Here is a 20,311-nt window from a genome sequence, read left to right as displayed (position 1 = left end):
GACCCCTCCTGATCGAGTGGGCGATACCGGACTCGAACCGATGACCTCCTCGGTGTGAACGAGGCGCTCTACCAACTGAGCCAATCGCCCGTCGTGCGCGGACTCGCCGATCCCCGACACGCCTGGTGCCGGGAACGACGACCACCCGCGGGTGACATCGAAGAGGATGCTACCCGGCTCGGGTCGAGATTCCGAACCGGGCTCACCAGGGTTCACTGCAGGTCATCGCGCCGAAGTCAAGGGATGCGTGGTCGCCAGGACGGGTGCCGTCGTGTGTCGCGGCAACATCGGGGCGCGTCCCTCCGGGTGAACTCAGGCCAACTACCGGTCCAATCGGGCACCTGGCCTGCCATGATGAGACCTCCAGCCCATGCGAACAGGAGGACCCGATGCCGAGCTCGACTTACGACGTCGTCGAGGTCGTCGCCATGCAGCTCATCGGATCCGACGCCAGCGTCATCCCGGTGAGCGCCGAGTTCTCCTTCAGAACTTCCGATCCGTACACGGTGCGCGCGGTCTTCACCGGCCCGCACACCATGTCGACCTGGCTCATCGGCCGCGAGCTCCTCTCCCTGGGGATGCACGCGACGGCTGATGCCCCCGCCGGGACCGGTGACGTGCAGGTGTGGCGCGACGAAGACCCCGACTACACGCTCGTGTCGCTCAGCGGAGTCGAGGGCAGCGCGCTGCTCGCCGCTCCCACCGAGCCGATCGAACGATTCCTCGCCGGGACCGAGGCTCTCGTGCCTCTGGGTACGGAGAGCGACCGGATGGAAGGCGAGATCACGGCGCTCATCGCCGCTCTCCTGACCGCCTGACCCACCCAGCTCACTGCGACCGGTTCCGCCTCGGGCGGGGCCGGTCGTCGTATGTCACGGGTCGAGCCGGCCGGCGTCTCTCACGGGTCGAGGTCGTCGGCCAGTCGCGCCTGGAACAGCCGCTGCGCCTCCAGGGAGAGCGGTCCGGTGGCGATGTCCACGCCGTCCAGGCTGGCGACGGGCGAGACGTTGCGGATCGAGCCGCTCATCATGAGGTGCGCCGACCCGTCGGCGACCTCGTCGAGGACCTCGTACCGCAGCTCCCCCGGCGCAGCCTCCCGCACCGGGAGGCCCGCCGCCGCCGACCACTCGAGCAGCAGCTCACGCGTGATGCCGGCCAGGCAGCCGCTCGACAGGGGCGGCGTCACCAGCTCGCCGTCCCGCTCGACGAAGACGTTGGACGCGGTGCCCTCGCAGAGCTCTCCGACCGTGTTGGCCAGCACGGCCTCGTCGGCGCCCTGCCGGTACGCCTCGGCGACCGTCACGACGTTCTCCGCGTACGACGTGGTCTTCAGGCCGGCGACCGACGAGCGCTCGTTACGCACCCACGGCACCCGGACCACCCGGGAGACCTCGGACCGCGCCCCCGGGCCGGCGAGCACGAGGAAGCTCTGCCGCTGCTCCTCCGGCGCGAAGCGGTGCGAGCCCAGCGGCCCAGGCCCGCCGGTGAGCGTGATGCGCAGGCGCCCGACCTCCGGGCCGGCGTCCGCGAGCACCGCGGCGACCCCCTCGCGGATGGCTCCCTCGTCGGGAGCGGCGAGCCCCAGGCCCTCCGCAGAGCGCTTCAGGCGGCGCAGGTGACGGGTCAGCGCGAACGCCGTGCCGTCGTACACGGCGCAGGTCTCGAACACGCCGTCACCGACCGTGAGCCCGTGGTCGACACCCGACAGGAGAAGGTCCTCGGGACCGTGCAGACGACCGTTGGACCAGATCAGGACACCCATCGCGTCAGTCTGTCACCGACTCGACGCCCGCACCGGACGCCAGGCCGACCAGCCGCGCGGCCTTGAGCTCGGTCTCCGCCCACTCCCGCTCGGGATCGCTGCCCCACGTGATCCCTGCGCCGGTACCGAACCGCAGGACGTCGTCGGCCCACCAGAAGGTCCGGATACCGACGGCGAGCTCCGCCCGCACAGCCCCGTCCGGGCCGACCTCGATCCAGCCGACCGCGCCGCAGTACGGGCCGCGCGGCGACGTCTCGAGCGCGGCGATGATGTCGAGCGCCGAGGACTTGGGAGCGCCCGACACCGAACCGGGCGGGTAGGTGGCGTCGAGCAGACGGGCCCACAGGTCGGGGGCCGTCGCGACGTCGTCGGCCAGGACTCCCTGCACCGTGCTCACCAGGTGGACCAGGCCGGGGTGACGTTCCTCACCCAGCAGGGTGGTGACCTCGACCGTGCCCGGCTCGCAGACCCGCTGCAGGTCGTTGCGGACCAGGTCCGTGATCATGACGTTCTCCGCCCGGTCCTTGTCCGTCATCGCGTCCGGTGTGGCGGCGGTCCCCTTGATCGGGCCGCTCGTCACGACGCCGCCCTCGACCCGCAGGAAGAGCTCCGGCGACGCGGTGACCACCCACACCTCCCCCGGCACCTGCACACCACCGGCGTACGGCGCCGGGTTGCCCGACCCCAGCACCGCGCCGAGAGCACGCGCATCGGGCTCACCGGGGAGCGGTGCGCTCAGCACGCGGCAGAGATTCGCCTGGTAGACGTCACCTTCCTGGATGTGCGCCCGCACCCGGCCGACCGCGTCGACGTACGCGGCTCGGTCCAGCGAGGACGTCCACGACGCCGCCGCCGGCCCGGTCCACGCGCCGGGTGCCGCAGTCTCCGGGGCCGCGACGTGCGCGAACCGCCACGCCCGCACGGTGCCCTCGAAGTCACCGACGACCGCCCACCAGCCGGGCTCCGCGAGCCGCTCCGGCTGCGCCCGGACGTCCACGACCTCGACGACGCCGGTCGCCTCCACACCGGCGAACCACGCGACGCCACGCCGACTGCGGGTCTGCTCGGGCACGCCCACACGGTACCGAGCAGCAGCAGTACGCCCCGCGATCCGCGCGATCACCCGGGTGCCCGGAGCCAGTTGGACTCTCGCGGAGATCGTCAGTTAGAGTTCGGGACGCACACGGAACACCGGTGAAAGCCGGGGGGACGTGCTGTGCGGACGTGGCTCAGTGGTAGAGCATCACCTTGCCAAGGTGAGGGTCGCGGGTTCGAATCCCGTCGTCCGCTCGGAGGCAGACACTCCTGATCGGCTGACCGCAGCCGCTGAGGACTGCGGTCTCACGGTGGAGTGGCCGAGTGGCGAGGCAGCGGCCTGCAAAGCCGTATACGTGGGTTCGAATCCCATCTCCACCTCGTATCACCACAGCAGTACCCGTGGTTCACCATGGGCGATTGGCGCAGCGGTAGCGCGCTTCCCTGACACGGAAGAGGTCACTGGTTCGATCCCAGTATCGCCCACCAGCATTACCGCAGGTCAGAGGCCGTCTCGGAACATCCGAGGCGGCCTTTCTCCTTGCTCGGACCGGACGGCGGGTCCGAGCAGCGTCGCGCAGGGGTGAGCCGGGTCGAGCGCTACTGCTGCTCGCGATCCGCCCCGCGGCGCGTGCTGCGGCTGGTGGTACCTCCGTGCCACTCGAGGAGCAGAAGGGCCGCGTCGTCCTGGATGTCATTGCCGACCGTCTCGAGGAAGATGCGCGAGATGCCCTGGGCCACGCTGCGGGTGTGCTGGTCGGCGGTGTCGCGCAGGGCACCGGGCAGGTCGAAGCTCGCGGCGCTGCGCTCGAACATGCCGTCGGTCATGAGCAGCAGCCGGTCACCCGGGTAGAGCTCGATCTCCTGCACCTCGTACTCGTGCGCGCGCAGGCCGAGCAGAGGGTTGTTGGCCGGCGCGACGCTGGTGACGTGTCCCTCGTGCAGCAGGAGGGCGCCGGGATGTCCCGCGTTGATGATCCGGGCGACGGTGCGGTCGTCCGGGCGCTGCTCGTCACCGGAAGATCGAAGATCCATCTCCAGGAGGATCCCTGTGACGAAGCCGCGGTCCCCGTCGTGCTCGAGCAGCGCTGCGTTGGCGGCGTTCGCCTGCTCGGAGAGGTCAGCGCCCCGTCGCCGAGCGTTGCGGAGCGCATTCACGGCGAGGGTCGCCACCATGGCAGCGCCCAGGTCGTGGCCGGTGGCGTCGGTGAGCGAGGCCGTGAGCCGGTCGGGGGACGCGACGTAGTCGAAGGTGTCGCCGGCCGCGCTGGCAGAGGGTTCGAGCCATCCCGCGATCGTGAAGGATCCTCCCTCGCAGACGAAGCCAGCGGGCAGCAGGCGGCGCTGGATCTCTCGGGCGAGCGTGAAGTCGACCGAACGCATCGCCGTCTCGTACCTGTCGGTGTGTCGCTGGCTCGCGATGAGGACGTATCCGAGGACGTGCGCCACCGCCGCGAGCTGCCCGCTCGTCGTCGAGTCATCCCGGGCGTCTGCGGCGGTCTGGTGCGCCGGCATCTGTACTGCGAGCACCCCCAGCGCGTCGCCTCGCACGGTCACGGGGGTGTACGCCCAGCCGTGGCCGTCGTGCACGGTGCGCTGCTCGCGCCAGGCTCGTCCAGGGTCCGTGCCATCGAGCGTGAAGCGACCCTCAGGGTTCGCCGGGTCGACGAGCGTGCTACCTGCGGCGTCGGCGATCAGGAACGTCGCGGACCGCACGCCGAGCGTCCGGCGCAACACGTCTGCGGCGACGGACATCGCGTCGGCCGGCGAGGCGTCCTCCACAGCCGTGAGGAGTGCTGAGATGTCGACGCGGCCCGGAATCATCGCGCAACCATCGCACGACCGTCGAACGTCCGCCCGCGACGACCACCCGTCCAGGAAGGCCTCGACATGGCGTCGTCGGTGCACGCCGCGGAGTTCCGCACACACAGGGGGATGACGCGGGCCGCGTCTCACCGACGCGCCGTTGCGCCCCGGGCGAACCGGGGCATACCGGCCGGGCCGCCGTCGCTGTAACGGCCGTGGAGGACGAGCCGCTGGACGCGTACTCGCGCACGGTCATGGCCGTCGCGGAGACGGTGCTGCCGAGCGTCGCCAGCCTGACCGTCCGGACCGGACGCGGGACGGGTGCCGGCAGCGCGAGCGTCATCACCGCCGACGGCTACCTGCTGACCAGCGCGCACGTGGTGGCCGGCGCGACGCTCGCCACGGCGGCCTTCAGCAACGGCACCACCGTGCCGGCGGACGTCGTCGGGCGGGACCCGCTCTCGGACCTCGCGGTGCTGCTCGCCCGCGGTGACGTGCCCGCGCCGGTCACGCTCGGCGACGCCGCCCTGCTGCGGGTGGGCCAGCTGGTGGTCGCCCTCGGCAACCCCCTGGGCCTTGCCGGCAGCGTGACGGCGGGCATCGTGTCCGCGCTCGGCCGCTCGCTGCCCACGGCGTCGGGCCGAGTGATCGACGAGGTGGTGCAGACCGACGCCGCGCTCAACCCCGGCAACAGCGGCGGCGTGCTCGCGGACAGCGCGGGGCGGATGGTCGGCGTCAACACCGCCCTGGCGGGCATCGGGGTCGGCCTCGCGGTGCCGATCAACACGACGACGCGGGCGATCATCACCGCGCTGATGACGACGGGTCGGGTGCGTCGGGCGTGGCTGGGCATCGTCGGCGCCCAGGTCCCGCTGCCCCCGCACCTGGTCGAGCGGATCGGTTCCCCGACCGGGCTGCAGATCGCGGGGGTCTCCCCCGGCAGCCCTGCGGCGCTGGCCGACCTGCACCGCGGTGACATCGTGGTCGAGCTGGACGGCAGCCGCGTCGTCACCGCGACCGCAGTGCAGAAGCTCATGGTCGAAGACGCGATCGACCGGCGCATCGAGATCACCGTCTGGCGCAACGGCGCGCTCGTCGACGTGATCGTGTTCCCCCGCGAGCTGGTCACCTAGATCGCCACCGCCCGAACACCCACGCACGACCTCGGTCCGCTGATCCGGGTCCCGATCGTCAGGTCCGGCCCAGATCCGGGACGTTCGGCCCTGGCCTGGACGAGTGGGACGCGATGGGCTGGCGCGTGGATCGACCAGTGGCGGCGAGGAGGCCAGAGCACATGGACGACGGAGCGGATCTCTGCCCGGAGCTGGTCGCTGCTCGAGGCGCCTCGGTGGCGACGCGGTACGACCACCGCCTGTGCGCCCACATCGACGTGCGCACCGAGGAAGGCCTGCACGCCGCGCACGCCGGAGCCGGACTCGTCCGCCAGGCCGTCGTCGACGCGTCGGCGCGGGGTCTGCGGAGCGCCGAGCTGACCCTCGACGTGGCCTCACCGGTCAGCGGAGCAGTGCTGACACAGCTGCGTGACCTCGTCGGCAACGACGTCGTGGGCCTCCAGGTGCGACGGGCCGGGGGGACCGTCCTCGTCGAGGTCGAGCTGACAGCACGCCCGACGAGACACGGCAGCGACGCGCGGTCTGCTTGCGAGCCGCACGCGGGAGTCTCCAGGCCCGGTGGACGACACCGCGCTGAGCCGTCGCGTCGACTCAGCGCGGCCTAGGACCGCACTATCGAGGGACGCGGCACGCCCGACGGACGACCGGACCAGCGGCGGTTGACGGGCGACGGGACGGCCTCAGCCCTCCGACGTCTCGAGATCGAGCTCGACCGCGGTCAGGAGCCCGACGTCGAGCAGGTCGAGCGGGTGGATGAACTCGCCGCTGACCACGACGCCACCCGCCCGCGCGATCGTCGCCCGCAGCGGCTTGGCCCAGACGTGCTCGATGAGCGCGATCGCCGCCGCGCTGCCTTCGGGGATCGCGTCGGCGACGTCCCAGACCTGGTCGTCGTCGATGAGGTGCCCGTCGGAACCCGCCTCGAAGCCGGCGATCGCACCGGCCTCGGCACCCTCCTCCCCCGCGAAGCCGAGGCCGAGGAGCGCGCCGACGGTGGCGCCGAGGTCCTCGGCCTCCTCGATCGACAGGTCGCTCCAGCGCAGAGCCTCGATCGTGCCGCGCTCGGTCTTCTGGACGGCGAGGACGTCGATGAGGCGGATCTGGTCGTTGTCACGCAGGTACGCGAGCTCGTCGAGGATCTCGCCGGTGAAGTTCGGCCGGTCGAAGGCGACGACGAGCAGCTGGACGGGTCCGATGGACATGCGGGTCTCCTGGGTCAGGGTCGGTTCGGGGGGCCGTCAGCCGGCGAGGAGCTTCTGCTTCTGCGCGTCGAACTCCGCCTGCGTCAGCACGCCGGCGTCGAGCAGCTCCTTGAGCTTGGTGAGGTCGGCGTAGATGTCGGTCGGTGCCGCTGCAGCCTCGGGAGCGGGCGGCGCCTCGGCGACCTGCGGGGCGGGCGGCTGCTCCGCCGCCTGCTGTGCGGCGTTCTGCGCGTTCGCCCGTGCGGCTCCACGGCTCGAGGCGACGTGGGCGGTGGCTCCCAGGACGGCTGCGCGTCTCAGCATCCGCGGCATGGGTCTCTCCTCTGTCTGACCCCCGGGGGGATCTCCGGCGCCGGACGACGGCTCGCCCAGGTCTGCTCATCGTGCGCGCGAGCCGTCGTGGCGTGCTCACCCGGCGACCCGCTCACCCGGGTGATCGTCGGGCAGGACGTCGCCGTCTGCCGAGCGCAGAAGTCGTGGCGCCGCGGCGTGCGCGGGGGCGAGGCTGGGCCCATGTCGACAGGGTCGGGCTTCTCCGGTGAGGTCGTCGAGTACTACGCGCGATACCGGCGCGGGTACCCGGACGCGGTGGTCCAGCGGATCGCCGACGCGTTCGCGCTTACCGAGGACGACGTCGCACTGGACCTCGGGTGCGGCACGGGGCAGCTCACGTCCGCCCTTGCGGGACGGGTCGGGACCGTGATCGGCATGGACCCGGAGCCCGACATGCTCGCGGCCGCAGCCGCCGCGGACCGCACCGGCAAGGCCGCCTGGGTGCTCGGCTCGGACAGCGACCTGCCGACCGTCGGCCGAACGCTGCTACCGCTGGGCGCCCTCACGGTCGCCGTCGCGATCCATTGGATGGACCGCGACACCCTGTTCCGCGCGGCCCGGCCGCTGCTGCGTCCCGGCGGCGGAGTCGCCGTGGTCACCAACGGGTCACCCCTGTGGCTGTACGACACCGACTGGTCACGGGACGTCGCGGCCTTCCTCCGTGACTGGACGGGCCGTCCCGGCGCGACGTGCCAGACGGACGAGGCCGGCCGTCGCCTCACCCACGACGCGCTGGAGCGGGCGGGCTACGACGTCACCGAGACCACCGTCGAGTACACCGCACCCCTGAGCATCGACGCCGTCGTCGGAGGTCTGCTCTCCGCGATGACGCTGCCGCCCGAACCCGAGCGTGGACGGTTCGCTGCCGGGCTCGAGCGGCGCCTGCGTCCGTTCGAACCCCTCACCGAGGAGGTCGTCGTGACGCTCCAGCTGGGACTCCCCCGCCGCTGACCGGGACAGGCCCGCTCGACGATCAGCGGTGTCACCCTCCCGACGCGCCGGGTCCGTCCGCGGTGCCACGATGTCCGGATGCGGATCAGGCGGCAGGTCGTGGTGTTCGACGCTCCGGACCTCGAGGTCGAGAGCTCGTTCTGGGCGGCGCTGCTCGGGGGCACCGTGTCCGTCGAGGAGGACTGGCACTCGGTCGTCGTCGACGGGGAGCCGCGGATCGACGTGCAGCTGGCGCCGGACCACGTCCGGCCGCAGTGGCCCGACGGCCAGCCGCAGCAGGTGCACCTCGACCTCTACGTGGACGACATCCACGCCGCGCACGAGCACGCCCTGGCCGTCGGCGCGGTGCTGCTCCAGGCCGCGACCGACTTCTCGACCCCCGACGGGTTCCAGGTCTACGCCGACCCCGCCGGCCACCCGTTCTGCCTGTGCTGGGGGCCGTGAGCTACCCGTCGGCGAGCGTGACCGCCGGCCGCGGGCGGGTGTCGACCGTCAGCCGGAACACGTCCGGCCGGTGGTAGTGGCCGGTCGGGTCGAACAGGCGGCGCGCTGCACGGACCTGGGCGAGGTCGATGTCGGCGGTGAGGATCGCCTCCTCGTGGCGGACCGGTCCCGCGAGCAGGTCGCCGTTCGGTCCGACGATGACGCTGTTGCCGGGCTCGACCCAGCCGCCGTCGCCCTCCTTCACGGTCCAGACCTCGTCCCGGCGCGGGAAGTCGGCGGGGATCTGGTCGATGTGGGTGCACGGGTTCGCCCCGATCACGTAGCAGCGGCCCTCGCGGGCGATGTGGCGCAGGGTCGCGACCCAGCCGTCACCCGTGGCCAGCGTGGGAGCCGTCCAGATGTCGACGCCCTGCGCGTAGAGGTAGAACCGCGCCAACGGCATGTAGTTCTCCCAGCACGTCAGGCCGCTCAACCGGCCGGACGGGGTGTCGATGACCGGCAGAGTCGAGCCGTCGCCCATCCCCCAGACGGTGCGCTCCGAACCGGTCGGCATGAGCTTGCGGTGCTTGCCGAGCAGCCGGCCGTCGGGACCCAGGTAGAGCGTGGTGTTGTAGATCGTCGCGCCGTGCGGCTCACGCTCCTCGACGTTGACCACCACGTACACCCCGGCCTCCTGCGCCGCGAGCCCCAGCGCCTCGGTCACCGGGCCGGGCACCACCACCGCCTGGTCGACGAGGAGCGCGAACCACTCCTCGTCGCCGTCCCAGATGGGCCGGGAGTCCATCCAGATGGGCGTGCCCGGGATGAACACCTCCGGGAAGACCACCAGGTCGGCACCCTCGGCCGCGGCCTGCTCGATAAGGCGCACCGCCTTCTCGACGCACGCCTGCTGGTCCATGAGCACGGGTGCGGCCTGGATCGCGGCCACCCTGGTCAGAGCCATCCGAGCCTCCCTACAGGCTGATGCTCGCGAGGACGGGACGGTGGTCCGAGCCCGGTTCCCCCCGGCGGGCGTTCGKGTCGTCGGTGATCGACGGCGCCGGTCCCGCACCGTCGGTGGTGACCGCGCCGTCGCCGACCAGGCCGACGAGGGCGTGGCTGACCAGGATGTGGTCGATCAGCTCCTTGCGACCGCGGTACTCGCGCGTGTACCGCTGCTCCGCGGGGATGCGCGCGGCCAGGTTCCAGAGCCGCTGACGGTCGCCCAGGTCGGGACGTGCGAACCCGCCGGTGCCGATCTCCGATCCCGTCGGACCGAGCAGGATCTGCGTCGTCGCCGCCTCCGCCTCGTCGTTGAGGTCGCCGAGCACCACGACCGCGGCGCTGCCGGCGACCGCGTCGAGCCGGCGGGTGGCCACCGCACGGACGGTCACGGACTCGGCCGATCGCCGGTGCAGGGCGTACGCACCGAACCGCGCGCGCTCACCCTCGTCGTCGGTGGAGAAGCGACCGCCGGGGAACGTCAGCAGCTTGGACTTGAGGTGGCACGCGATCAGGTCGATGCGACGGCCGCCCACGGCGACCCGCACCTGCAGCGCGGCACGTGCCATCGTCGAGCTGGACACGGCGGTGTCGTCGACCTGGATCGGGCGCAGGCCCGCAGGGAAGGCCGCCCACTGCCGCACGGACGTCATCGGCAGCCGGGACAGGAACCCGACGCGGATGCCCCGCCGGTCGGGCGCGGCCGTCGCCTGGTGCCACGTGCCGCCGACCCGGTCGGCCAGGTCGGTCAGGGCCGCGACGTCCCCGACCTCCTGCACCGCCAGGACGTCAGGGGCCATCGCGCCGATCACGTCGGCGAGTGCCGTGAGCTTTGCCTGGTACTGGGCGTCGGTCTCGGGGCCGGCATCCTCTCCAGGGAGGAACAGGTTCTCCAGGTTCCACGTGCAGATGCGCAGCATGGCGACCGCCCCCTCGGGTCACCTCGTGTCTACTCCTCCGGTGGGACGGCCGACAAGGCCGGGAACGCGCCCGTCCCTCAGCTCGTGGCGGCCGCCGGGACGTCGAGCTTCTTCGACGCGAGCCACTCCAGCGCGACGTCGGCGACGTCCCGCCACCCGGAGTCGATCGTCAGCGAGTGACCGCGCCCGGCGAACTCGTGGTACTCGGTCACCGAGCCCGGGCTGTCCTCGTACATCTTCGCGACCTCCAGGGTCACAGCCTTGGGCACCGTGTGGTCCTCGCTGCCGGAGGTGAGCAGCAGCGGACCGCGGACGGCCAGGTGGGTGTCGACCTTGGCGGGCGAGGTCCGGGAGAAGTTCGCCGTGGCGTCCTCGAACAGGGGGCGGCCCGGTCCGGGGATGGTCCACGCCTCGAAGAGCGCGTCGGACTCCTCGGGCGTGAGGGTGTTGCCGAAGCTGTACCGGAACTGCTTGGCCGTCAGGGACACGGTCCGGTGCTTGTTCGCGGGGTTGCCGAGCACCGGGAACCCGGAGCGCAGCTGGGAGAACGGCAGGGTCTTGACGCCCTTGATTGGTGCCGGGTCGATGGCGACCGCTGCGACGGCCAGGTCGTTGGCCAGCAGCTCCTGCGCGATCAGACCGCCGAAGGAGTGCCCGATGACGATCGGCTTGGCGTCGAGGGTGTCGATGTAGTCGGCGTAGTGGTGGCAGATCTGCTCGATCCCGACGTCGTCGAGCGCATCGGCGGCGGCCCGCGTCTCCGCGACCGTGTCGGCGTCCCCGGGCCAGCCGGGCGCTGTCGGTGCATACCCGCGCGCGGTGAAGAGCTCGAGCCACGGCGCCCACGCGGACGAGTGGATCCAGAGACCGTGGATGAAGACGACAGGAGTTCCCGACATGACTGCTCCTTCGAAAGAGGTGGTCAGAGCTGCTTGGCGAACCCGCCGTCGATGAGGACGTCGGCTCCCGTGACGTTGCCCGCGCGGTCGCTGGCGAGCAGCAGGACGAGGTCCGCGACCTCCTCCGGCTCCGTGAAGCGTCCGGTGGAGAAGCCGCCGGCGCTGTCGATGATCCGCTGCCGAGCCTCGTCGAACGAGACACCCATGCTGGCCGCCACGGTGGCCGCGACACCGTTCTCGCCGAGCCACAGCGGCGTCGAGACCGGGCCGGGGCTGACGGTGTTGAACCGCAGCCCGCGAGGCCCGAACTCCTTGGACAGTGACTTCGACAGGTTCCAGACGGCGGCCTTCGTGGCCGAGTAGTCGATCACGCCGGGATCGGGAAGGTAGGCGTTGACCGAGCAGATCGTCACCACCGTGCCCGCGCCGCGGTCGAGGAGCAGGGGGATCGCGGCCCGCGTGGTGCGCACGGCGGCCATGAGCGTGAGGTTGAGGGTGGCATGCCAGTCGTCGTCGCTCACGTCGAGGAATCCGGTGGTGCGCGGCGTGACGGCGCCGACGTTGTTCACGAGGATGTCCAGACCACCGAAGTGGGCCGCCCTCGAGACGAGCTCCGCGGGGGTGTCGGCCTGGGAGAGGTCGAGGGCGACGGCGAGCACCTGCCCGGTGTCGGAGAGCGCGACCAGCTCGTCGGTGATCGTGCGGGCTCCGGCCACCACGTTCACGCCCTCGGCCACGGCCGCCCGCGTGACAGCCAACCCGATGCCCTTGCTCGCGCCCGTGACGACCGCGACCTTGCCCGCCAGATGGAGGTCCACGCACGCGACGCTAGCCCTCGGACGCCGGCGCTTCCTGGCCCTGCTGGTCCCCCCCCAACGCCCGCCAGCCGCCGCATCGCCGCCTCGCTCGGCGACCCCGGCTCCGCGTAGTAGAGGAACAGCGACTGGCCGCCCGTGCCGACCAGCGGCAGCCGCAGGAAGGTCAGCCGGAGCTCGCCGACGAGCGGGTGGTGCAGGGCGTGCACCCCGTCACCGATGCGGCGCACCTCCTGCCGCTCCCAGAACTCCCGGAAGAGCGGGCTGGCAGCCGAGCCCGCGGCCACCAGGGCATCCAGACGGGCATCTCCGACCCGTGCCTCCGACGAGATCCGCAGCAGGGCGACGCTGCGAGCGGCGAGCGCCTCCCAGTCGTCGTGGAACCGGTGTTCCGCCGGGTCGGTGAACAGGGAGACGACGCTGTTCACGCCTACGCGGAAGTTCGGGTTGAGGCTGCGCGCCAGGGTGTTCGACGCGAGCACGTCGACGTACTTGCTGTGCACGACCGCGGAGGTGAGCGGCCACGACTCGATCAGCCACCGCGTCGAGTCCTGGACGGTGTCGCTGCCCTCGAGGCTCCCGGTGCGCGCCATCGGTCGGGCCAGCAGGTGGAGGTGCTCCGAGGCCACCTCGTCGAGCCGCAGCGCCCGGGCGAGCGCGTCGAGCACCTGGTCGGACGGCCGCGCGTCGCGGCCCCGCTCGAGGCGCAGGTAGTAGTCGGTGCTGACCCCGGCCAGGACGGCGACCTCCTCGCGCCTCAGCCCGGGCACCCGGCGCTTCCCACCGCCCACGACCAGCCCGACGTCGCTCGGCTGCAGGCGCTCGCGCCGTGCGCGCAGATAGTCACCCAGTGGGCCCGGCGCGGTCATGACCGCACCCTAGGGCGTGGCCCTGCTCACGACTGCTCACAAACGGTACGCCGTCTGCCCGTGACCGCCGCCGAACGCGAGGACCTTGGCCGGCACGACCCGGTAGACCCAGGCGCCCTCCGATCCCCCGCCCGACTCGCTCCGCTCGACGAAGCCCTCGCCTCGCACGTCGAACTGCCAGTCGTCGCCGTACTTGGCGAACCAGGCGTCGGCCAGCACCTGCAGCGCGTCCGGCTCCGTCACCCGGACCGCCGTCCCCTCGACCACCAGCTCGACGCCGCTGTCCCAGCCACCGGACCCGGTGCTGCCCGTGGTCACCGCCACGTGCGCGTCGCTCTCGAGGTTGTGCGCCTTCTGCTCGTGCGGGCCGGTGCAGAACGCGAAGCCGCCGTCGTGCCAGACGCCCACGAGCGGGACGGCGTGCGGTCGCCCGTCGGTGCGGACGGTGACGATCCAGTAGAGCCCCGCGTCGGTCAGCCGCCGCTCGACGTCGGTCCACGGCGGTGGCGTGGCCGACGCGTCGCCGTACCTGGGGTCGATCACCCCGGTGGGTCCTGCCTCACTCATGGTCTCCTCCTCCTGCTGCGACCCGGAGCCACACGACCCCGTGCGCCGGGACGGTGAGTCCGCCGCGCAGGTCGACGACGTCGCCCGCGAGCAGGTCCTCGGCCGCCGCGGGCAGCCCCGAGAGCGTCGTGGTGTCCACGGGCTGCGGGTCGTCGGCCACGTTGGCGACCACCAGCACTAAGGTGCCGGGCCCGGGTCGCTGGTAGGCCACCAGGTGCGGGTTGTGGGTGTCGAACGTGATCAGGGCGTTCCCCGCCAGCTCGGGCGTGCGGCGGCGCACCTCGAGGAGGTGCCGCAGGCGCGCGAAGATCCGGCCGGCGTCCGTCGACGGGTCGTCGCGCTGCGCGTACCGCGCGGCCGGGTACCGGGGCCGGTTGACCCAGCGGGAGTCCTCGCCGTGGCCCGGCTCGTCCAGCGCCGCGTAGTCGTTGAGCTGCCCCACCTCGTCGCCGAGGTACAGCAGCGGCATGCCGCCGGTGGACAGCACGATCGCGTGCGCCAGCACGATCCGGTCGACCGCGCCGGCGTCGCCCGCCTCCAGGCCCGCCAGCGACGCCGTCGTGCCCGCGATCCGGCAGTCCCCCGTGCGGGGGTTGTCCTGGAACGGCACGCCGCGAGCGAACGACCCGGGGAACCGGTCGACGAAGAACCGGTTGAGGAACCGGCGGTGCGCGGCGGCGTCGATGCCGAGCTCGGCGGCGTCCTCGTCGGCGAACGTCCAACCGATGTCGTCGTGGCTGCGCACGTAGCCGACCCACGACGTCCCGGCGGGCAGCGCGTGCCGGCGGTCGAGCGCCTGCTGGAGGAGGCGCCCGTCCCGCGTCGCCAGCGAGCTCCAGATCAGGGCCATCTGCAGCGGGTCGTAGGACAGCTGGCACTCGTCGACGGAGATGTACTCGATCACCTCGTCCGGGTGGACGATCGCCTCCGACTTGAACAGCACGGCCGGCGCGGCGATCCGGCAGACCGCGTTGAACGCCTGCAGCAGCAGGTGCGCCTGCGGCAGGGACTCGCACGACGTGCCGAGCTGCTTCCAGATGAACGCCACGGCGTCCATCCGCAGGATGTCCACGCCCTGGTTCGCGAGGAACAGCAGCTCGCCCGCCATGGCGCGGAACACCGCGGGGTTGGCGTAGTTGAGGTCCCACTGGAACGAGTGGAACGTCGCCCACACCCACCGCTCGCCGAGCCCGTCGGGCGTCGGGACCGGCACGAACGAGCCGGGGTGGTCGTCGGGGAAGATCTCGCGCACGGTGCGCTCGTACGCGTCCGGCATGGTCCGGTCGGGGAAGAACCAGTAGAAGTCCTCGTGCTCCGAGTCCCCGGCGCGCGCCGCCTGTGCCCACGCGTGCTCGTCCGACGTGTGGTTGAAGATGAAGTCGACGACGAGCGCGATCCCGTGGCCGMGCAGCTCGGTGGCCAGGTCCGCCAGCTCCGCCATCGTGCCCAGCGCCGCGTCGACCGCGCGGTAGCTCGACACGGCGTACCCACCGTCCGAGTTCTCCGGGGGGGCCTCGAACAGCGGCATGAGGTGCAGGTATGTCAGACCAAGCTCCCGGAGGTACGGGATCTGCCGGCGGACCCCCGCCAGGTCACCCGCGTACCGGTCCACGTAGAGCACCCCGCCGAGCATCCGCTGCGAGGTGAACCAGGTCGGGTCGGCCTCGCGCGCCGCATCGAGCGCGTGCAGGTCGGCGGGGCGCTCCTGCCAGCTCGTCGCCAGCTGCCCCGCGAGCAGGGCCAGCTCACGGGTCGTGCTCTCCCCCGGCCCGTACACCTCCTCGACGAGACGTTCGAGCCGCCCGAAGTGCCGGTCGAAGCGCGCCATCAGCGTCGCCCACTGCGCGTCGGTCGTCGCCGGCAGGCGAGCGGCGGCGACGGCGTCCCCCACGGCACTCCCCGCCGGACCGCTCACCAGGTGGGCACCACGTCGGCCGGTCACCCTGGCAGACTCACCCGCTCGCCGACGCCCGTCAACCGGAACGCGTGCGCGTCGTGCGGGATGCTGCGGACTAGGGTGTGGCGGAGCTGCGACGGGGAGGCGAAGGACCGTGCCACGGTTGACGAGTGCCGATGTGGCGCGGGAGAGCGGCGTGTCGCGCACGACCGTGAGCTACGTCCTGAACGGCAAGACCGGCGTGACCATCCCGGAGTCCACCCGGCAGCGCGTCCGCGACGCCGCCGCCCGGCTCGGCTACACGCCCTCCGCCGCCGCCCGGACCCTGCGGTCGGGGCGCAGCGACCTCGTCCTGTGCGTGCTGCCCAACTGGACCATCGGCCCGGTCATCGACACGCTCCTCGACCACCTGACCACGCGGCTGGCCGACCGCGGCCTGTCCGTCCTGGTCCACCAGTCGCGCGGGCCGCGCCCGCTGTCCGAGCTGTGGCGGGCCGTCACGCCCCGCGTCGTGCTCGGCCTCGCGCCGTTCGCGGAGGAGGACGAGCGCGCGATGCGCCAGGCCGGCATCGTGGTCGTGGGCAGCGCACTGGACGAGATCACGCACCCCGGGACGTTCTCCGTGCCGCAGACCCAGATCGGCAGGCTCCAGCTCGAGCACCTGGCGGAGCGCGGTCACCGCGTCGTGGGCTACGCCGCCCCGAGCGACGACCGGCTGGCCGCGTTCGCCGACCGGCGGCTCGCGGGCGTCAGGCAGGGCTGCGAGGAGCTCGGCCTGCCCGCACCGCAGGTCCAGGCGGTCGACCTCGACGTGGCGTCGGCCGTCGCGGCCGTGCGGGCCTGGCGTACCGGTGCCGAGCCCGTGACCGCGATCGCGGCCTACAACGACGAGGTGGCGCTCGCGGTCCTGTCCGGGCTGCGCGCCGAGGGGCTGCGCACCCCGCAGGACGTGGCCGTCATCGGGGTCGACGACATCCCCGCCGCGCGCCTCGCCGCACCGGCGCTCACGACGGTCTGGCAGGCCATCGACGCGCAGGCCCGCTACCTCGCGGACGCCGTCCTGGCCGCGCTGGACGACACGGCAGAGCAGCCTGCCCAGCCGGACGACGTCTTCCACGTGATCGCCCGCGACTCCACGTGACGCGCCGCGGCCCGGCAGCGTGGAGATGCCGCCGGGCCGCCGTGCCGCCCTCCGTCAGCTGAACGTGAACCAGTTGATGTTCATGAAGTTGGCGGGCTGCCCGGAGTCGAACGTCAGGTAGACCGTGTGCGTCCCGGTCGTGGCCTGGATGTTCGCCGGGATGGTCCGCCAGCTCTGCCAACCACCTGTGCTCGCGATCGCGAAGCTGCCGATGGACGGACCCGTGAGGCTGTCGAGCCGCACGTTGACCAGCCCGCTGATCCCCCCGGCCGCCCCGGACGCCACCCGGGCGGTGAACGTCCGGCGCTCGGTGCTCCCGAAGTTGACGTTGTCGAACCGGAGGTGGTCGCCGTTGGCGATCCAGCCGACGTTCTGTCCCCCGTCGGTGTCCGACGTCGTCTCCTTGTCGACGCCCACCATCCCGGAGTACGACTCCGCCTGGATCCTCGAGGTCGCGTCGATGCCCGTCGACCCCGCGGAGGTGGTGACGTTCACCGCGCTGCTCGCCGCCGACCGGTTGCCCGCCGCGTCGTACGCCCGCACGGTGAACGTGTAGGCCGTGGAGGCGGACAGGCCGGTCGCCGTGTAGGTGCGGTTGGCGGTCGAGCCGATGACGGTGCCCCCGCGCAGCACGTCGTACCCGGTGACGGCCACGTTGTCCGTGGACGCCGACCACGCCAGGGTGGTCGCCGACGACGTGGTGCCCGACGCCGCCAGGCCGGTCGGGGTCGACGGTGCCGTCGTGTCGCCGGTGGCCGCCGACGTCGTCACGGACAGCGGCGTGCTGCTCGACGAGCGGTTGCCCGCCGCGTCGAGGGCACGGACGGTGAACGAGTACGTCGTCGACGCCGACAGCCCGGAGGCCGCGTAGGTCGTGCCGGACGCGGTCGCCACGACGGACCCGTTGCGGAGCACCTCGTACCCGGTGACGCCCACGTTGTCGGTCGACGCCGTCCACGACAGGTTGGTCGAGGTCGCCGTCGTGCCCGACGCCGTCACGTAGGCCGGGGTGGTGGGCGCCGTCGTGTCCGACGGCGCCGTGGTGTTCGAGCTGGCCACGGAGCGCGCCGGGACGGCCAGCGTCACGCCGTTGGAGAACGTGACGGTGATCGCCGACCCGCTCATGTTCGCCGCCTGGTACGTGCGGACGCCGTTCTTGACGAACACCGCATGCAGCGGGGTGTTCGCCGTGACGGACCGGTCGACCGTGCCCAGGCCGGAGAGGCTCTTGAGCCAGTAGAACGTGTGCGCCCGGGACTCCCCCTCCTCGACCGTGTACGAGCCGGCCTGCGCCCGGAACTGCGCGAGCGCCGTCGGTGCGTCGGCCAGCGCCTGGAACTCCMAGATGATGTCCTGCCAGACCGTCGCCGGCCCGCCGTTGTTGCGTTCGAGCTCGGCGAGGTTGCGGCTGATGTACGACGGGTTGTAGCCCAGGTACAGGTGCCCCGCGGTGCTCGGCAGCAGGTTGATGCCCTGGATCATCTCCGGCTCGGCGCTGAACCACGTCGAGTACGAGCCGCCGTCGCCCCAGACCATGCCGACCGTGGAGTGTCCGAAGGCTGCCGGGAAGGCCTCGTCGTCCGTGTCGAACCAGTAGTTCTCGATGGCCGACGCCTGCGTCGTGTAGAGGTAGATGCCCAGGTCACGGACCGCCTTGTTGCCCGTCACCTGACCCCACTGGATGAGGCCGCTGGCGAAGTTCATGCCCTCCGACGACGACTCCTGGTTGTTGCCGGCCGCGAACGCGCCGTGCCCGGCGGCCCAGTCGTGGCCGGCGTAGATGTCGAAGTCGCGCAGGAACGGGAACCGGGTGTCGGTGCGGTCCCAGTTGGCCGCGTCCTTGATGACGGTGTTGACCATCCCGCCGTACGCGGACTCCGCCGCCCACGAGGGGTCGAACTCCGCGACCGTGGCCGCACCCACCACGTAGTAGCCGTAGTGGAAGTGGTGGTCGTTGAGGTCGGTGTCCGAGCCGTAGGACGCCGGGTAGCCGATCAGGGTGCCCCACGACGGGTTGTACCAGAACGACCGTGTGGTCTCACCGGGCGACGCCGTCATCCAGTCGGTCAGCCGKGTCCGCATCGCGCCGACGAGGGTGTCGCGGGCGGCGGTGTTGCCGGTCAGGTTGGCCATCTGCGCGACCTGCGCGGCACGTCCGAACGCCTTGCCCGTCCAGTAGGTGTCGTCGCCGAACCCGGCGAAGGGATCGCTCGCGGCGACCTGGGAGACGTAGCCGTTCAGCTGCGTGGCGTCGGCCGAGCCGGCGGCGAAGCCCGTGTTCGCCAGCTGCGGGAGCACGCCGTTGAACGTCGTCACCGTCTGGAACTGCGAGCTGCCGACCACCACGCGCATGGGTCCGCGCGGGGAGGTGTAGGAGTAGCTGCTCAGCGTGGCGCCCGCGAGGTTGTCGCGCTGGTGCGGGTACAGGGCGTAGACCGTGCCGGTGCCGGACCCCTGGCGAGCCGTCGTGGTGAACGCGTAGGTCGCGGTCATCTTCGCGGTGGCCTCGTTGTAGGACCAGGAGACCTTGGTGCCGGTCACGTGGTTGTGCGCGTAGGGCGCGAACGCGCTCAGCGCGGCGGCGCGGTCGGCGTTGCTGCTGCTCGGCGTCGTGGGCAGCACCGCCACGGAGAAGAACGACCCACCGTTCAGCGACGAGCTGAGGGTGCTCCCCGAGACGGACCAGGTCGAGCCCGTCGGGCCGAACGCGGCGTAGTCGTGGCCGTTGATCGTGTACCCGATGGCAGCGTTGCCGTTGCTCCACACCGTCGGCGTGGCCGCACCCGTGAGCGTCGCGTTGCCGCCGGTCTTCGTCGCGTAGACGAACGGCAGCCCGTGCCCGAACGTGGTGCGCAGGCTGCTGCTGCCGTTGGTCCAGAGCTCGCTGACGGTCCAGTCGGAGTAGCCGTCGACCTTGCCGTCGACGTCCAGACCCGCGATCCCGAGCCGGAAGTCCTCGGCGTAGTTGTAGTGGTACTCCCCGACGCCCGTGGCGGTCCCGGAGATGCTGGCGGTCGTCGGGTAGCTCACCCCGAGCCCGGTCGTGTACGCGTGGAACGCGAGCGGGTGCGCCATGAGGTTCTCGGACACCGACGCGCAGTTGAACTTGCGCCAGACCAGCGAGGTCCACCAGTCGTTCGTCGGGATCGCGCCGGCCGGGAAGTTCGACGTCACGTGCGCCCGGGGGTTGGTGATCGGGGTGTTGTTGCACTCGGTGGGTACCGCACCGCCCGTGGGGGTGCCTTCCGCGTAGCTGCCCGACCCGACCGTCACCGCCTCGGCACGCGCCACCGGCAGGGCGATCGCCTGCACGAGATACGCCAGCAGGGCGCCGACCGCAACCATGGCGACGAGGCGGCGACGGTCCAGCGGACGACGGGACGGGATCGGTCGTGGGTGAGCAGACATTCCAGGTGGCTCCGTTCCGGTACGGCGCGACGCGCCGGCCGAAGGGGTCGACGACGAGGCGCCCGAGGGCGCGATGGTCCGGCCGCCCGACGACGGCCGGTCTGCTGCGGGCGGTCAGGTCCGGCGCGACGTTGCGTCGGGCCTGGTC

At 72.0% G+C, this 20,311-nt stretch carries 19 protein-coding genes and 4 tRNA genes; 9 read left to right on the top strand and 14 right to left on the bottom strand.

All coding sequences use genetic code 11. The annotated features are described in order from the left end of the window. Nucleotides 1-17 precede the first annotated feature (17 nt). Nucleotides 18-90: transfer RNA gene (locus tag ACXJKF_RS13610), tRNA-Val, on the bottom strand. 299 nt (nucleotides 91-389) lie between these two features. On the opposite strand from ACXJKF_RS13610, the gene ACXJKF_RS13605 reads away from it, so the two are divergent. After that, the gene (locus ACXJKF_RS13605; RefSeq protein ID WP_056095121.1) at nucleotides 390-818 is read left to right on the top strand and encodes an SsgA family sporulation/cell division regulator; all 429 of its coding nucleotides are present in this window, start codon (nucleotides 390-392) and stop codon (nucleotides 816-818) included. A gap of 80 nt (nucleotides 819-898) precedes the next feature. Here ACXJKF_RS13605 and ACXJKF_RS13600 read toward each other — a convergent pair whose 3' ends face one another. Continuing rightward, entirely contained in the window at nucleotides 899-1,762 is an 864-nt protein-coding gene (locus ACXJKF_RS13600) for an aminotransferase class IV (protein ID WP_456788241.1), read from the bottom strand. 4 nt (nucleotides 1,763-1,766) lie between these two features. Continuing rightward, nucleotides 1,767-2,834, bottom strand: a complete 1,068-nt coding sequence (locus ACXJKF_RS13595) for a chorismate-binding protein (RefSeq protein WP_456788240.1) — start codon at nucleotides 2,832-2,834, stop codon at nucleotides 1,767-1,769. Nucleotides 2,835-2,980: 146 nt separating this feature from the next. Between ACXJKF_RS13595 and ACXJKF_RS13590 the strand changes: the two genes are divergently transcribed. From ACXJKF_RS13590 to ACXJKF_RS13580, 3 genes are all read left to right on the top strand, one after another. Continuing rightward, nucleotides 2,981-3,052: transfer RNA gene (locus ACXJKF_RS13590), tRNA-Gly, on the top strand. Nucleotides 3,053-3,107: 55 nt separating this feature from the next. Beyond that, nucleotides 3,108-3,178, top strand: a tRNA-Cys gene (locus ACXJKF_RS13585). A gap of 33 nt (nucleotides 3,179-3,211) precedes the next feature. Next, nucleotides 3,212-3,286: transfer RNA gene (locus ACXJKF_RS13580), tRNA-Val, on the top strand. Between the two features lie 111 nt (nucleotides 3,287-3,397). Here the strand turns inward: ACXJKF_RS13580 and ACXJKF_RS13575 are convergent. After that, nucleotides 3,398-4,621 (bottom strand): PP2C family protein-serine/threonine phosphatase, encoded by a 1,224-nt coding sequence (locus ACXJKF_RS13575; RefSeq protein WP_456788239.1) that lies wholly within the window; start codon nucleotides 4,619-4,621, stop codon nucleotides 3,398-3,400. Nucleotides 4,622-4,857: 236 nt separating this feature from the next. Here ACXJKF_RS13575 and ACXJKF_RS13570 point away from each other — a divergent pair, with 236 nt between their 5' ends. Then, nucleotides 4,858-5,736, top strand: coding sequence for a S1C family serine protease (locus tag ACXJKF_RS13570; protein ID WP_456788277.1), 879 nt, complete (start codon nucleotides 4,858-4,860; stop codon nucleotides 5,734-5,736). Nucleotides 5,737-5,897: 161 nt separating this feature from the next. After that, nucleotides 5,898-6,341: a hypothetical protein gene (locus ACXJKF_RS13565; RefSeq protein ID WP_456788238.1), complete on the top strand. Its 444-nt coding sequence runs from the start codon at nucleotides 5,898-5,900 to the stop codon at nucleotides 6,339-6,341. Between the two features lie 75 nt (nucleotides 6,342-6,416). Here the strand turns inward: ACXJKF_RS13565 and ACXJKF_RS13560 are convergent, their stop codons facing one another. Together ACXJKF_RS13560 and ACXJKF_RS13555 are read right to left on the bottom strand one after the other, a co-directional pair. Further along, complete coding sequence (locus ACXJKF_RS13560; RefSeq protein ID WP_456788237.1) at nucleotides 6,417-6,938, bottom strand: DUF1269 domain-containing protein; 522 nt, start codon at nucleotides 6,936-6,938, stop codon at nucleotides 6,417-6,419. 36 nt (nucleotides 6,939-6,974) lie between these two features. Beyond that, nucleotides 6,975-7,250: an SHOCT domain-containing protein gene (locus ACXJKF_RS13555; protein ID WP_456788236.1), complete on the bottom strand. Its 276-nt coding sequence runs from the start codon at nucleotides 7,248-7,250 to the stop codon at nucleotides 6,975-6,977. 201 nt (nucleotides 7,251-7,451) lie between these two features. Between ACXJKF_RS13555 and ACXJKF_RS13550 the strand changes: the two genes are divergently transcribed. Together ACXJKF_RS13550 and ACXJKF_RS13545 are read left to right on the top strand one after the other, a co-directional pair. Beyond that, entirely contained in the window at nucleotides 7,452-8,222 is a 771-nt protein-coding gene (locus ACXJKF_RS13550; RefSeq protein WP_456788235.1) for a class I SAM-dependent methyltransferase, read from the top strand. Between the two features lie 78 nt (nucleotides 8,223-8,300). After that, complete coding sequence (locus ACXJKF_RS13545) at nucleotides 8,301-8,666, top strand: VOC family protein (RefSeq protein WP_456788234.1); 366 nt, start codon at nucleotides 8,301-8,303, stop codon at nucleotides 8,664-8,666. A 1-nt stretch (nucleotide 8,667) separates the two neighbouring features. Here ACXJKF_RS13545 and ACXJKF_RS13540 read toward each other — a convergent pair whose 3' ends face one another. The 7 genes from ACXJKF_RS13540 to ACXJKF_RS13510 all read right to left on the bottom strand — a co-directional run bounded on the left by ACXJKF_RS13540 (nucleotide 8,668) and on the right by ACXJKF_RS13510 (nucleotide 15,581). Further along, the gene (locus ACXJKF_RS13540) at nucleotides 8,668-9,609 is read right to left on the bottom strand and encodes a carbon-nitrogen hydrolase family protein (protein ID WP_456788233.1); all 942 of its coding nucleotides are present in this window, start codon (nucleotides 9,607-9,609) and stop codon (nucleotides 8,668-8,670) included. A gap of 10 nt (nucleotides 9,610-9,619) precedes the next feature. Then, nucleotides 9,620-10,567 carry an endonuclease/exonuclease/phosphatase family protein gene (locus tag ACXJKF_RS13535; protein WP_456788232.1) on the bottom strand — a complete coding sequence of 316 codons (948 nt, stop codon included), beginning with the start codon at nucleotides 10,565-10,567 and terminating at the stop codon, nucleotides 9,620-9,622. 77 nt (nucleotides 10,568-10,644) lie between these two features. Further along, nucleotides 10,645-11,466 (bottom strand): alpha/beta hydrolase, encoded by an 822-nt coding sequence (locus tag ACXJKF_RS13530; RefSeq protein WP_456788231.1) that lies wholly within the window; start codon nucleotides 11,464-11,466, stop codon nucleotides 10,645-10,647. 23 nt (nucleotides 11,467-11,489) lie between these two features. Continuing rightward, entirely contained in the window at nucleotides 11,490-12,284 is a 795-nt protein-coding gene (locus tag ACXJKF_RS13525; protein ID WP_456788230.1) for an oxidoreductase, read from the bottom strand. Then, on the bottom strand, nucleotides 12,188-13,150 hold the full coding sequence (locus ACXJKF_RS13520) for a helix-turn-helix transcriptional regulator (protein ID WP_456788229.1): 963 nt from the start codon (nucleotides 13,148-13,150) through the stop codon (nucleotides 12,188-12,190). Before ACXJKF_RS13520 ends, ACXJKF_RS13525 begins: the two co-directional genes overlap by 97 nt. A gap of 36 nt (nucleotides 13,151-13,186) precedes the next feature. Next, nucleotides 13,187-13,717 carry a pyridoxamine 5'-phosphate oxidase family protein gene (locus ACXJKF_RS13515; RefSeq protein WP_456788228.1) on the bottom strand — a complete coding sequence of 177 codons (531 nt, stop codon included), beginning with the start codon at nucleotides 13,715-13,717 and terminating at the stop codon, nucleotides 13,187-13,189. Continuing rightward, complete coding sequence (locus tag ACXJKF_RS13510; RefSeq protein WP_456788276.1) at nucleotides 13,710-15,581, bottom strand: alpha-amylase family glycosyl hydrolase; 1,872 nt, start codon at nucleotides 15,579-15,581, stop codon at nucleotides 13,710-13,712. The genes ACXJKF_RS13515 and ACXJKF_RS13510 overlap by 8 nt, the downstream gene beginning before the upstream one ends. 187 nt (nucleotides 15,582-15,768) lie before the next feature. Between ACXJKF_RS13510 and ACXJKF_RS13505 the strand changes: the two genes are divergently transcribed. Next, entirely contained in the window at nucleotides 15,769-16,755 is a 987-nt protein-coding gene (locus ACXJKF_RS13505) for a LacI family DNA-binding transcriptional regulator (RefSeq protein ID WP_456788227.1), read from the top strand. 54 nt (nucleotides 16,756-16,809) lie between these two features. Here the strand turns inward: ACXJKF_RS13505 and ACXJKF_RS13500 are convergent, their stop codons facing one another. Continuing rightward, entirely contained in the window at nucleotides 16,810-20,100 is a 3,291-nt protein-coding gene (locus tag ACXJKF_RS13500; protein ID WP_456788226.1) for a glycosyl hydrolase, read from the bottom strand. Nucleotides 20,101-20,311: the final 211 nt, after the last annotated feature.

This window comes from Cellulomonas sp. P5_C5, from assembly GCF_054049655.1.
This window is presented reverse-complemented; position numbering and strand designations above follow the sequence as displayed.